This window comes from Klebsiella sp. HMSC09D12, from assembly GCF_001808475.1.
GTDB classification, from domain to species: domain Bacteria; phylum Pseudomonadota; class Gammaproteobacteria; order Enterobacterales; family Enterobacteriaceae; genus Klebsiella; species Klebsiella oxytoca.
On the sequence record NZ_KV793428.1, the window covers coordinates 1 to 11,591 of the forward strand.

Genomic DNA, 11,591 nt, shown 5'->3' on the forward strand with positions numbered 1-11,591 from the left:
GTGTGAAAAAAGGTTAGGCGGCGGTCCTTTGGGCGGTCGCCCGTAGGGATTTGATCCCCCCGGCCTATTTGACATTCATTCTCACTTGCAACATTTAATTTCATTCAAATCATTTCAAATGCAACTAATCGAGATGGAAGTCATCATTCAGGGTACGCCGACGCCCGGCGGTCGCATTGCGCGGGCAGGCGCTGGAGTTGTGCCCTGACTGACCGCAGTAGCCGCAGCGCAGGTTTGCACATCGCGATGAACCACCCCATGTTTTAGGGCAATTTGCGACAGTGTGCATCTTTGAACCGCAATAGGTGCAGCGCGTGTAACTCATCGCGTTCTCTCCGTGGCGGTCTTGTGACGGTGGCAGGGCCAGCACAGGCTTTCGAGGTTCGAATCGTCATCGGTCCCCCCATGTGCCTTGGCCTTGATGTGGTCAACCGTCTTTGCTGCGACAGCTCGCCCGCTGCGAAGGCAGTTCTGGCATAAATGGTTATCGCGTTTCAGGATGTGCGCACGCCTGATATCCCACTGGCTACCGTAGCCACGCTCGTGGCGACTCTTTCCCTGTTGATGCTGTTGCCAGCCTTCATTGCGGTGCTTCTCGCAGAAGCCTGAGCGGTCTGTGGTAGTTCCAGGGCATCCACGCTTACGGCACGCACGAGGTATTAAAGTTGGCATGCTTAATCTCACTAATTTGGTGTGTTTCACTTTCTATCCATGATGTTCACGACATAATGATCAGGCCACAATATTGTGGTCATACCTATGGGGGTTTCCATGCCATTAAAACCAGGACAAAACAGTGGTAACGATGGTGGTGTTTATCGTGAACAAGGTCCGAGAGGAGGAAAGACAGATAACTTTACTACGATTCCTGACAACAGGACTGCACCACCTACCTCCAAACCAGGAGGATCTTGGGTCCCCGTAAAAAGAACCCCAGATAGTAAAAGATAAGTATCAAAGCCGGTATATACCGGCTTTTTGCTGCTGCGGACTCAAAGTGATTTTTTTTTGGAGCAATTCGCGGATACCGATCTATTGTGCGCCAGAATGTCGCGCTTCGTCTGCTTATCCAGCACATCGATATCGTGGTCAGTCAGGTAGATGATCCGCACCCAACTGCAGGCCGTATCAACGACTACCGGGGCGGGTAAACTTTTCGCGCAGCTCCCGATCAACATCGTCATCAGGCATATGGCTAACAGTCTGCTGTACATCGCTTGCCTCTTTAGTGACTTCTGCCTTACGTTCTGCCGCGGCGACGATGGCAGCGGCGTTCTCTTCGTTGCGCTGCTGCTCGGCCTTTGATTCAGCTTTACTGGTCCCGCGAGCGTTGCCAATACCGAACGCGGCAGCGATAGCGCCCAGGATGACGACCACCAGCCCAGCAATAATTTCGAAGTTCATTGCTGCGACTCCTTCAGTTTGTCGGCCGTATCTTTCAATGCTGGCTGGCGCACGTATTGCGATAGCACGGCCAGCACCACCAGCGCAGGGCTAATCAACGCAACGATATTTGGCGGCAGAATACTTTTGATATCCGGTGGCAGCATCGCCCAGGCGTGCAGCGCAGCATCCGGGAACGACTGCGCCCATACACCAACCAGCGCGCCGATAGCTCCCAGCTTTACAGACCACGTTTTCAGCAGCAAGCTGGCATGCCCTACGAACTCCAGCCGGGTATATTTGCGCAGAAGTAACAGAACGAGCACAGCCACCAGCACAAGCAAAGCGAAAATAATCATCTTCACATGACACGCTCCTTAACCCAGCCGTAGAGAAAATCCTCGTTGGCTTCGCGGCCCTCCGCCAGTTCGAGGTATCTGGCACCCTGGCTGCAGTTCAGCGCACGCAACAGAACCTGTTCACCCTCTTTCCCGCGGGCTGAAAGATATCCCTTAAGCGCGGTGATGGTTCGGGGGCCAATGGCGCCATCCGGGATCAGATCGGGGTATAGCTTCCCGCGCATGTTCAGAGCAGTGAGCCAGCGCTGGAAAAACTTACTGGCGACGCTGGGCCCCATGTTCACGCCAGTGTCGCAAAGCTCATCCGCCAGTAACGTAGACAAACTCGCTACCTGGTCGAACCGGGGGCCGGTCCAGTAATCGCTCAGCAGGATTTGCTTTGCTGTTTCCCTGGGCAGGTTTCGCATATCACCGGTGTAGCCATGTGCGCGAGCTGTGGTTTGCGTGATGCCCCAGCGGGTTGGCCCGCCTTTATCAGAGGGGTGATCGACATAACCACCCTCTTTTCCGAGGATCCCCTCGATAATCTTTTCTGCTGTCATTGTGCTTTCACTCCAGTAATTCGTTCCCAGAAATACGTGAGCGCTACGGAACCCATAGCGCCACTGATACCGGCAGTGGCCAGTATCATGTAAATACTCAGGCCACCTTCAATGCTGATGAGCCCACCAATAACCCCGGTAAAAGCCGAAACCACAATCTGCGCAAAAGCATTTATCCAGCTCCATTTTGCTTTGCCCTGCTTCACATCCATCAGGAATCGGACAAGGCCGCCCCAACCAGCAATGATCAGCAGAGCCAGCCAGGTGATTCCGGCCATGCTTTCTTTGTCTTGCATATGCTTTGCCATAGGTTCACCTCCGGGTTAACGGGGTGCTGTGTGTTTGAAAGGGTCAGGCCCATCGGGCTGATTTAACAACGAGCCGTATCGAAGATGATTCCCGTGAGCCTGAAATGAAAAAACCCCGCCGAAGCGAGGTTGGATAAAAACAGTTGCTTAATTTCTTTTAAATTAATCCTTCCTCTTTAAGAAAGGAGAAGCCTTTTGAAGTAATAGAAGTGGCGATCCAATGAGAATCAGCTTTTGACTGCACTGCTGTAATGTATCCCAGCTGGTATAGCTGTTCTATAGTCGAATCAATTTTGTAGGGATGCTCAAAAGGGAAGCTGGTATGTTGGACCGGCACTTTTAAGTTGGGGTCCGTCATGAGAATCATGATTTCTTTATGATGCAGGGTAATAGCCATGTCTAACTCCTCTTTGTGGGGTTAACACGTATTTTACCATGCTTTAATGGGCCATTTTGGAGTGGCTATTTTTCGCACAAAACCCGCCTTTAAGCGGGTTTTTTTGGTTCTGCTGCTCAGTTCGCTTTAACGTCCCGAGCCTATCACAATTCAAGCAGTTTCTGGCTCACTTTGCAAGTAAAATCTGTCGCTATTTGTGCCGAATGCGTCACACATTGGTGCGTATAGCATCGATTCTGCCAAACTTAGCCACGTATCAACTCTGCGTCTACAGGTCATAAAGCACCAGTCGGGATGCTTTTCATAGAGCTCTTCCGCTATGCGGCGTTTGCTCTTCCGTAACCGGTAATGCTCCACCATCAGGTGGTATAGCTCTTTGTGACCACCCGTAATGAGGACTGCCCCCAGTACCTTATCAATCAGCAGTCCCTCATCGTCTGTGCAGAAAGCCAGGCCGCTTTTGTTTTTCCCCGCAAGTATTTCACGAAAGAACGCCTCAAGCTCTGGCTTCGAGATGCCAGACTTCTTCATCCGGCGTAATGCCTCATTGATGGCTGTTTTGGTAACTTTCCCGGAGGCCAGTAACTGGTTAAACATATTGCCGCCACTACCGCCGCCGATGTAGGACCAGCGGCCCCACATGCGCAGCTTCCCTTGAATCCAGATGGCCTCCAGCGTTTTCAGCCTGACCATTTCACCAGCTTTTCCAACCTCGGACGGGTTAATCATTATGCGTTCTCCACTATGCCAGCACGCCAATTGCCAGCGAACGATCCAGAAATCGAAACAGCAGCTCCAGCTGTGAGCCGTGCTTCTCCTCAAATGCCACGGTGTCAGCGTGCAACTCGTCGTGATGCGCTCTGCAAAGCGGCAACACAAACAGGTCATGCGCTTTTGTTCCCATTCCACCTTGTCCGTGGCCTATCAGGTGATGGGGATCATCTGCTTGTTTGTTACAGCAGACACACGACTGAGACTTAACCCAGCGCGTCCAGCTCTCGTTTACCCAGCGGCGGCGCTTTGGTCGCAGCATAAATGATTCCGGCGTTTCAGGATCTACGCGAAGACCGAGAATCTTTTTCTGCACCACTTCGCTCGCCGCTGGCTCCGGCACAATATCGCTCTCCTTCATCACCGGTTGATGCTTTATTTCCGGCAATCGCAGGGCTTTCCGGGCCAGCGATTCAGGGATGACGTGTGCCAGATTGTTTATTACCAGCCACCAGCACAACTCTGGGATCGTCAGTTGATGGTCTTCGTTGAACCCCAGCTGTGAGCGGATGACCGTTATCAACCAGGATACCAGGTTCCCACGCGCAATGCCTGCCAGCGTCTCTGTGTACTGATCACGCACCAGGTTATCGCAGGCCCAGCAAAGGCGGATGCTGCCAGGCTCATGCCGGAACAGCGTAAAATTTTCGCTGTGCCACGAGCCGTGCGGATACTGGCATTCAAAACGACGCTCCAGCTCGGCCTCCAGCGAGCTGATACCACCCGCGCGCAGAATGACGTCTTTGTTTTCGAAGACTGGCTTCAAAACCGGGTCTTCTGCCAGTGGCTGCGTGGCGGGAGGGATAGCGCCGGTTGCGTAGTCGCTGTATTTTTCCGGTGCAGGCTCAATCAGTACCCGCCCTCTCCTGAACATCGGCATGAGATCAGCACCTGGGCGAAGAAGAACAACGCCCATGCGTGGGGCAATCTCAGGGGTTAGTAGTGCTCTCATATCATCTCCACGTCAGGCAGCTGCACGAAAACGTCGGATGGTGATTTCTACTTTCCCTTTCTTCACGATGTTCCCCCACTCCACCAGCATACGTTTCACCTGGCTGTCGTCCTCCCAGACACCGGTTTGAGTCAGCGCGTCGAACAGCGCTTTGTTGTAGTTGTCAATATCACGACGGCGCTGATCCGGCGGATACAGAACAATATGAACTTCCGCCAGCTCACTTGATGGTCTTGGGACCGCCCGTAACTGTTCGATAATTGCCGCCCTGGCTGCTTTCTGGAACTTGCGACCAGTCTCGCTAACCAGATGCCTTCCCTTCAGTGGCCCTTTGCTGGGAGCGCGCCAGTAACTGTTTACGCTTGGTGGAAATGGCAGTGTCAGTTTCATAAAGCCCCCTTAGAGGATCGCCACGACATCCCGAGCGACTTCCCGCGTGGTGCCATTGCAGGAGATCGAACGACGCGCTTTGATAAATTCCAGATTAAAACCATGCTCCCGGTACAGGTCTACTACCCTGGGGGCTGATGAGTTTGAAATGACTACCCTCGCGCCACGTTCGTGCGCTTCTACGCAGTGCTTAGCCAGCAATACCTGATCATCCCAGTTAAAACCACCAGCGGCATACGCGGTAAATCCTGCAGTACCGGGCATCGGTTCGTAAGGGGGATCGCAATACACAACGTCACCTTTTCCTGCAAGGCCGATAGTCCGGCGATAACCGGATGTCATGAATACGCAGTTGTGAGACATATCAGCGAAAGCCTTCATCTCCTGAAACGGGAAATAGGGAGCTTTGTATTTTCCCCAACCAACGTTGAACTGATGGGCCAGGTTGTAACGCATCAGCCCATTGAAGCAATGCCGGTTGAGATACAGGAATGCAGCTGCACGCTCGGCTGCATCCAGTGTCTGCGCGTTGAATTCCTTCCTGATCAGTTCATAACCTTCAGGATTGCCCATTTTCTCGAACATCCAGCGGGCTTTGTTTTCAACCACGTCAGGCACGACAGCCAGCATTTGATACAGATGGATAAGGTCGGGGTTAACATCTGCCAGCAGGAAATCCGCGTGTTTATCGCTGTTCAGGAATACAGATCCGCCACCCACGAATGGTTCAATCAGTCGTAAACCTTCCGGGATATACCTGAACAGATCGTTAAGTTGGGTGTATTTACCACCAGCCCACTTCAGAAATGGCTTGCTCATCCTCTGAACCCCGCTGGTATGCCAGAATAATCAACATTGGCGTGAGTGGACTTGAACGCAGCGGCGTCTTTGGACCATCGTCCATTAACCCAGGAAGGCCGTCCTGCCGAGGACCATTTCCGGGCCTTATCGAAATATTCCGCGCAGTTCTCTGGGGCAAAAAGTGTTTTTGGCCGTAGGTAGTCGCACATTTTTGAATCGTTCGCCCATTTCTCATTCAGGTAATCAACCACCAGCATGAGGTCTTCAGGGCTGTAATTTTCTGCCAGACGACCGCGGATATATCCCAGAGTAGTTTTGCCACGTCCTCCGCGCCCATAGCTCGAATTAGTAACCTTGTTGAAATGTTCCAGGACGGTAATCGCAGGCCCGGTCTCGTCAGGTTGCTCAGCAACCGGACAAGAAGGGGTTTTATTATCTGTAGTAATCTCTGTTGTATTCTCTGTAGGATCATCGTGCCAATTTGACCTGATGACAGCGGTTCGTTTTGACCTGATGGAGCGTTTCATATTGACCTCTTCCATCGTGTCATTTTGACCTGATGGAACAGCGCATTTTGACCCCTTCGATTTAATCACTTTGACTTCATCTAAAAGCTCACTCTCGTAATTGATCGTGTAGTAGTTGGTCATGTCGCGCTGCGACTTGTTGAGCTGCTCGATTTTGAGTACGCCCAGGCTCTTCAGGCGGGTGAATGTGCGCTTCAGCGTTGACTCAGACCAGAACGGGAATTGCTCCAGCCATTGCTCAGTGGTGTTGTAGATCCAACGCACACCGTCACGCTCAAGCCCGGAGGTTGTCTCCTTCAGCCAGTAGTTAACCTGCTGCAACGCTATGGCTTCATTCAGGCCAATGCTGTATGCAAGGTCAGGATTGATGACTATCGGCCTTGATGGCATTAACAGGCTCATAAGACCCCTCTATTTCCCTGAATTTTCGTCTGAACTGCTCAAGGGGGCTGAAGCACTCATGCTCGTACCCTTCACGCAGGTATATAACGCGCTGTGTCTGGGGCTCCCAGCGTATGACCCTGACCGGGATTCCGTAGTGATCTCTGAACCATCGGTTAAGTTCTCGCATACGCTCCCCGCCTGACCGTTAAAGTCCCCTACCACCCACTGAGCAAACTGGTAGCAGACAGGCTCGAACCCGCCTGGTACTCTTACCCCATACACGAACTGCACCGGACCTGCTCCACCAGGAACCGGACGCGCTATAAGTTGCGACCTGCGGTACTGTGTTGGTAAACTGTTCATGCGTTAGTAATCTCCACTGATAACGACACGCCACGACGCCAGAGGCTGCAACCTGCTGGCGTCACTTCTTTTTACGTGCAAACAACGCGATAATTGCTGAAATTTCTTCGTCACGTGCTGCAAGATGGCGACGATGATGAATGCGGATCTCTTCGGCTTCATGCTTTTCAATTACTCCGTCTTCCAGGGCCTGTTCAATGACCTGATCAACTTGCCCACGAGCTGCCGCTGTACGAACTGAACGACTAAATAAGTCAACCCGATCCAACTCCTCCATATGCGGGACGTCCACTAGCAGGGAACCGCGGCGACGAGCGAAATATTCAGCCAGGTGAGATGTATTCGAAATATCCTCCATAGCTTCCAGTTCGGTAACTTCAAAGAAACGACAGCCGTTTTTCTCATAAAGATTGTTGTTGAACTGTGTCACGGTCATTCCCAAAGCACCGGCCATAGCCTCACGTCCTCCTGGATACGCTTTACACATTGCTTTAACTACTTCTTTAAGGGTCTGCTCTACCATCTTGTTTTTCCTTTTGTAGTTATGCTTTTGCGGTGGATTGGTTAGCCTTTAAATACAGAGAAGGATTGACCTTTAATTTTTTCTCAGTAAGAGATTGGATTTCGAAAGCTCGGCCTTTTGGGATTACATCCCCCCAACCTGATACGGAAGCATGAGAAATGCCTAGGGCCTTAGCCACATTGCCAACGCTACCGAAGTAAGAGATCACATCATCTTTTTTCATTTTTGCCTCAGATGTAAGGTTAATGGACAACTTGATAGTAGGATATCTTACATTATGTGGTCAAGGATTCCTACATCATAAAATGGTAGGATTGCCTACATGAAAATGAATGAACGCATTCGCGCACGTCGTAAAGAACTCAAACTTACTCAGGCCGTTCTGGCAAAGATGGTCGGAGTTAACCGAGTTACTGTTACCGGATGGGAATCCGGTGATTTTGAACCAGGAGGATCAAACCTCCAGGCGTTAGCTGCTGCGTTAAAATGTAACCCACAGTGGGTGATAAGTGGATTAGGTGATCCGGAATCTGAAGATGTCACTTATAAGCCCACTGAAGTCTTCGGTGTTAAAAAGATTCCTGTTCTCTCATGGGTGCAAGCTGGCGAGTGGACTGATAATGGTGCTTCTGTCACTGAAGATGATATTTCTGAATGGATATATACTACCGCAAACCTTTGTGATGAGGGGTTTGCTCTAAAGGTTCGTGGTGATTCCATGACCAATCCTAACGGAGCGCCAAGCATTCCGGAAGGATCGCTCGTTGTAGTCGACCCTGATTATGGCAGTCCATATGAAGTCAACGGTAAGATTGTGGTCGCTCAGTTACTGGGCTCAACCGAAGCTACTTTAAAGAAGTTTGTTATTGATGGACCACTAAAATATTTAGTTCCTCTCAATCCAAATTATCGGGCACTTGAAGTCAACGGTAATTGCAAGATTGTAGGCGTAGTACGGCAGGTTATAACCGACCTTCAATAACCGAGAAACCGACGCACTGTCGGTTTTTTTCGCCGCTCCATGTAAGATTTCCTACTTTTAATGTTGACACCCGATGGTAAGGTATCCTACATTAATTCCAGCAAGCATAGATAAGCATTTCAGCCTTAATGATGAACTGATGATAAGAACCCAACATGAAAGCGCATTCCCCTTCTTTCCGGTGGGGATCGGTTTGTGACTAAAGGAGTGCGCTTACAGTTGTGAACGGCAATATCGCAACCGTTGTATGGCACATGCAGCGTCAGCGGCCTGAGAGTCCCTTTATCCATGCACTCTCAGAACAACCGGAATGTGCAAGCTAAGTGTTTCAAGCACGACGTGCGCCCCACCAGCGCGGCGAAAAGGTGTGACACCTCGGAAGAGACGAGGATACAACTGAAAGAGCGTGGGCGTGAAAAACTGTACCCTTCGACTGCTGATTTAACCAATCCCAATGGTGGCAGGCAAAGCATGGTGAAGGTGGACTGCTCTTTTTCAGTTGTGGTAATTGCGGCTATGCGCACGTGGCGAGCCAAACCCGTTCAATGAATGCGTTTCCGGGCAGTGTACGTCGCCGGTTATGGCTTAACCCGGCAGGTGGAGGCACAACCGCCACAACCTTGTTAACCGTGCTGTGTGTAGTCTTGGCGGTTATCCAGTTTTCCACCATCCAAAGGAGGAAGAGGATAACGTTCTGATGGATAACCGCCCTTTTTACACAAGACACGAGAGCATCACCGAATGACGGGCCCATCACTCAATCCATTCGGGCGGATTTGCAGCCGCAGGTGCTCTTCTGTGTTGTGTGGAGATAGCTAACCAATCCTTTGCAGAGGACATAGAAATGAAATTATCAAAGTTACGTAACGCCATAGTCTATCGGGCTACTTTGCCCAGTATTGAAGCGGTTGAAGGGCACCTGCAGGAATTGCCCTACTCTGAACTTACAGAAACGGAATTCGCGCGGGCTTCCTTCGTCCCTAATCCGATTACCGGAGAGCTGGTTACGCCAATTACTGGCGGTTATGCAATCGTGGTTCGCCGCGATGAGAAAATAATCCCCCAGCACGTCGTAATGAAAGAAGCCAATGAGCGCATCCAGCGCATCGAAAATGCGTGTGGTGAGAAACTGAAGCGCGCTGACCGTAACAACATTATTCAGGATGCTAAGGTTCAGCTCTGCAAACAGGCATTCATCAAGTCGTCTCTGTTCCTTGTCCTGTATAACACTGAAGAAAATCTGCTGATCATTAACTCCGCCAATAAAAATATTGCCAACTTAGTCGGGGCGATGCTGGTAAAAGTGATCGGTTCAGTAAAAACAGTCACGATCAACATCAGTGATATTAAAAATGGTCTGACAACACGCCTTAAAAACCATCTGGACGGAGAAGAATCTGCCTTTGCCGGGTTTGAGGTCGGTGATTATGTCCAGCTATCCCGCCTGGCAGAACAGAAAGAAGTTATTCGCTACTCTGCGGAACATACTTCCGTTACCAGTGAAATTCTGGAGAGCCTGAACACAGGTTTTATCGTTGACAACATGGAATTAAGAGGCTGCGGAGTCTCTTTTCTGCTTACAGATAAGTTCCACTTCCGGCGGATCGATACCCAGGATAATGATTTCTCTGATGATGACGACAAAGCCTACCGCTGGCGTCACCAGGCAGGTACGGACATGTTCCAGTTCTGTAAAGTAATTAACCAGCTTTGTGATCTTCTCGCCTACAAAGAGCACGAAGAACAAAAACCAGCAGCCTGATTAGAACAGCAGCAATTACCCCATTCTCATGGGTTGGGTTGCTGCACCCTAAAGCGCGTTGCAGCGCGTCAGTTGGAGAAAAAACAAAATGGCAAAAACAGCACAGCAGTTAATTAAAGATGCCTTTGAGGCGGCTAAAACAATGCCTCCTGCTACTGCAGAACTGCTTAAAGATTTGGCAACTATGCTCGATGTTTCGAACGTTACTCTTCGCCAAGCGCGTAAAGAACGTGACGCCATGAAAGAAGAAGTTATTTCCTGGGCTAAAGAATGCGACCACATTGTTGAACGCCACACTAAGACCCGCAGCAATATGCACGTCTTAGAAGCTATGCGCGATATGAAGAATATCTCGGCTGCTTCCACCAGCGATGTGGAGGCTGTCTGATGGCTAAAGATTCAAAAGTTGTATATGGCGCCAGTGGCAAGACGAACGTTTTAACGTTCGAGCCCGAAAACCTGCACCTGGTCACCGATATGTCCCACCCTCTCTACGATGAACGTGTTCACCTGCCGATCGACGAAGGGATGGTACTGAACATCAAGGAGCTGGGTGTACTGGAGCCGATCATCGTCTGGAAAGACCCTGAAACGGGGCTCACCTGCGTGGTTGTAGGCCGTCAGCGCGTAAAACATACCCTGGAGGCAAATAAGCTTCTTTTGAAAGAGGGCAAAGACCCACTGCTTGTTCCTGGGGTCGTTAAGCGCGGATCAGCAAATCAGATGGCTAAATACATGGTCAGCGAAAACGAAATTCGCCGACCTGATACACCGCTTGGCCGCGCTAAAAAAATGTCAGACGCTCTCGACCGCGGACTCGATGAGGACGACATTGCGGTGTTGTTTGGCTGCAGCGTTCAGACCGTTCGAGCAACGCTCTCCCTCCTCGATGCTACTCAGGCCGTCCGGGAAGCGGTGGAGTCTGGCACTGTTACTGTTACCCAAGCGCGTCAACTTGCATCACTAAAACCCGAAGAGCAGCGGGAAAAGGTAGCCGAAATCGAAGCGGCGACTGCTGGCACTACCGGTCATGAAAAAGCACGTCGTCAGCGTCAAGTTCTCGGCGAAGCAAAGCCGCGTATTAAATCACGCAAAGAAATTACAAAAGCCCTCGAAGGTGCCAGCGGTGAATACGCTGATGCTCTGC

20 protein-coding genes are annotated in these 11,591 nt (G+C 50.8%); 5 read left to right on the top strand and 15 right to left on the bottom strand.

Going from position 1 to position 11,591, the window contains the following annotated elements; all coding sequences use genetic code 11:
• Window positions 1–321: 321 nt before the first annotated feature.
• Entirely contained in the window at window positions 322–672 is a 351-nt protein-coding gene (locus tag HMPREF3178_RS29605; protein WP_077270107.1) for an HNH endonuclease, read from the bottom strand.
• Window positions 673–771: 99 nt separating this feature from the next.
• On the opposite strand from HMPREF3178_RS29605, the gene HMPREF3178_RS31580 reads away from it, so the two are divergent.
• On the top strand, window positions 772–951 hold the full coding sequence (locus HMPREF3178_RS31580) for a hypothetical protein (RefSeq protein ID WP_071888078.1): 180 nt from the start codon (window positions 772–774) through the stop codon (window positions 949–951).
• 41 nt (window positions 952–992) lie between these two features.
• Here HMPREF3178_RS31580 and HMPREF3178_RS31585 read toward each other — a convergent pair whose 3' ends face one another.
• From HMPREF3178_RS31585 to HMPREF3178_RS29630, 14 genes are all read right to left on the bottom strand, one after another.
• Window positions 993–1,178 carry a hypothetical protein gene (locus tag HMPREF3178_RS31585; protein WP_071888077.1) on the bottom strand — a complete coding sequence of 62 codons (186 nt, stop codon included), beginning with the start codon at window positions 1,176–1,178 and terminating at the stop codon, window positions 993–995.
• Window positions 1,129–1,404: a hypothetical protein gene (locus tag HMPREF3178_RS05540; RefSeq protein WP_070585056.1), complete on the bottom strand. Its 276-nt coding sequence runs from the start codon at window positions 1,402–1,404 to the stop codon at window positions 1,129–1,131. Before HMPREF3178_RS05540 ends, HMPREF3178_RS31585 begins: the two co-directional genes overlap by 50 nt.
• Window positions 1,401–1,748: a DUF7940 domain-containing protein gene (locus HMPREF3178_RS05545; protein ID WP_070585058.1), complete on the bottom strand. Its 348-nt coding sequence runs from the start codon at window positions 1,746–1,748 to the stop codon at window positions 1,401–1,403. The genes HMPREF3178_RS05540 and HMPREF3178_RS05545 overlap by 4 nt, the downstream gene beginning before the upstream one ends.
• A complete protein-coding gene (locus HMPREF3178_RS05550) occupies window positions 1,745–2,284 on the bottom strand; it encodes a glycoside hydrolase family 108 protein (protein ID WP_070585060.1) in 540 nt (179 codons plus the stop codon). Before HMPREF3178_RS05550 ends, HMPREF3178_RS05545 begins: the two co-directional genes overlap by 4 nt.
• Window positions 2,281–2,580, bottom strand: a complete 300-nt coding sequence (locus HMPREF3178_RS05555) for a phage holin family protein (RefSeq protein WP_024176410.1) — start codon at window positions 2,578–2,580, stop codon at window positions 2,281–2,283. The genes HMPREF3178_RS05550 and HMPREF3178_RS05555 overlap by 4 nt, the downstream gene beginning before the upstream one ends.
• A gap of 169 nt (window positions 2,581–2,749) precedes the next feature.
• Window positions 2,750–2,989, bottom strand: coding sequence for a hypothetical protein (locus HMPREF3178_RS05560; RefSeq protein WP_070585062.1), 240 nt, complete (start codon window positions 2,987–2,989; stop codon window positions 2,750–2,752).
• A 150-nt stretch (window positions 2,990–3,139) separates the two neighbouring features.
• Window positions 3,140–3,718 carry a DUF1133 family protein gene (locus HMPREF3178_RS05565; protein WP_070585064.1) on the bottom strand — a complete coding sequence of 193 codons (579 nt, stop codon included), beginning with the start codon at window positions 3,716–3,718 and terminating at the stop codon, window positions 3,140–3,142.
• A 13-nt stretch (window positions 3,719–3,731) separates the two neighbouring features.
• Window positions 3,732–4,712 carry a DUF968 domain-containing protein gene (locus HMPREF3178_RS05570; RefSeq protein WP_032437712.1) on the bottom strand — a complete coding sequence of 327 codons (981 nt, stop codon included), beginning with the start codon at window positions 4,710–4,712 and terminating at the stop codon, window positions 3,732–3,734.
• Window positions 4,713–4,724: 12 nt separating this feature from the next.
• Entirely contained in the window at window positions 4,725–5,102 is a 378-nt protein-coding gene (locus HMPREF3178_RS05575; protein ID WP_070585066.1) for a RusA family crossover junction endodeoxyribonuclease, read from the bottom strand.
• Between the two features lie 9 nt (window positions 5,103–5,111).
• Window positions 5,112–5,921: a DNA adenine methylase gene (locus HMPREF3178_RS05580; RefSeq protein ID WP_064355162.1), complete on the bottom strand. Its 810-nt coding sequence runs from the start codon at window positions 5,919–5,921 to the stop codon at window positions 5,112–5,114.
• Window positions 5,918–6,832 carry a conserved phage C-terminal domain-containing protein gene (locus HMPREF3178_RS05585; protein WP_064355163.1) on the bottom strand — a complete coding sequence of 305 codons (915 nt, stop codon included), beginning with the start codon at window positions 6,830–6,832 and terminating at the stop codon, window positions 5,918–5,920. Before HMPREF3178_RS05585 ends, HMPREF3178_RS05580 begins: the two co-directional genes overlap by 4 nt.
• A complete protein-coding gene (locus tag HMPREF3178_RS29620; RefSeq protein ID WP_074188040.1) occupies window positions 6,789–7,001 on the bottom strand; it encodes a DUF4222 domain-containing protein in 213 nt (70 codons plus the stop codon). The genes HMPREF3178_RS05585 and HMPREF3178_RS29620 overlap by 44 nt, the downstream gene beginning before the upstream one ends.
• A 237-nt stretch (window positions 7,002–7,238) precedes the next feature.
• Window positions 7,239–7,700, bottom strand: a complete 462-nt coding sequence (locus tag HMPREF3178_RS05590) for a YmfL family putative regulatory protein (RefSeq protein ID WP_064355164.1) — start codon at window positions 7,698–7,700, stop codon at window positions 7,239–7,241.
• Window positions 7,701–7,719: 19 nt separating this feature from the next.
• Entirely contained in the window at window positions 7,720–7,923 is a 204-nt protein-coding gene (locus tag HMPREF3178_RS29630) for a Cro/CI family transcriptional regulator (RefSeq protein ID WP_074188041.1), read from the bottom strand.
• Window positions 7,924–8,022: 99 nt separating this feature from the next.
• Here HMPREF3178_RS29630 and HMPREF3178_RS05595 point away from each other — a divergent pair, with 99 nt between their 5' ends.
• The 4 genes from HMPREF3178_RS05595 to HMPREF3178_RS05615 form a co-directional block, all read left to right on the top strand.
• A complete protein-coding gene (locus HMPREF3178_RS05595; protein ID WP_064355165.1) occupies window positions 8,023–8,682 on the top strand; it encodes a LexA family protein in 660 nt (219 codons plus the stop codon).
• A gap of 844 nt (window positions 8,683–9,526) precedes the next feature.
• Window positions 9,527–10,444, top strand: coding sequence for a recombination-associated protein RdgC (rdgC, locus tag HMPREF3178_RS05605; RefSeq protein ID WP_064355167.1), 918 nt, complete (start codon window positions 9,527–9,529; stop codon window positions 10,442–10,444).
• A gap of 88 nt (window positions 10,445–10,532) precedes the next feature.
• A complete protein-coding gene (locus HMPREF3178_RS05610; protein WP_064355168.1) occupies window positions 10,533–10,832 on the top strand; it encodes a hypothetical protein in 300 nt (99 codons plus the stop codon).
• Window positions 10,832–11,591, top strand: a 760-nt coding sequence (locus HMPREF3178_RS05615) for a ParB/RepB/Spo0J family partition protein (protein ID WP_139146018.1), incomplete at its 3' end; no start/stop codon positions are given. The genes HMPREF3178_RS05610 and HMPREF3178_RS05615, both read left to right, overlap by 1 nt.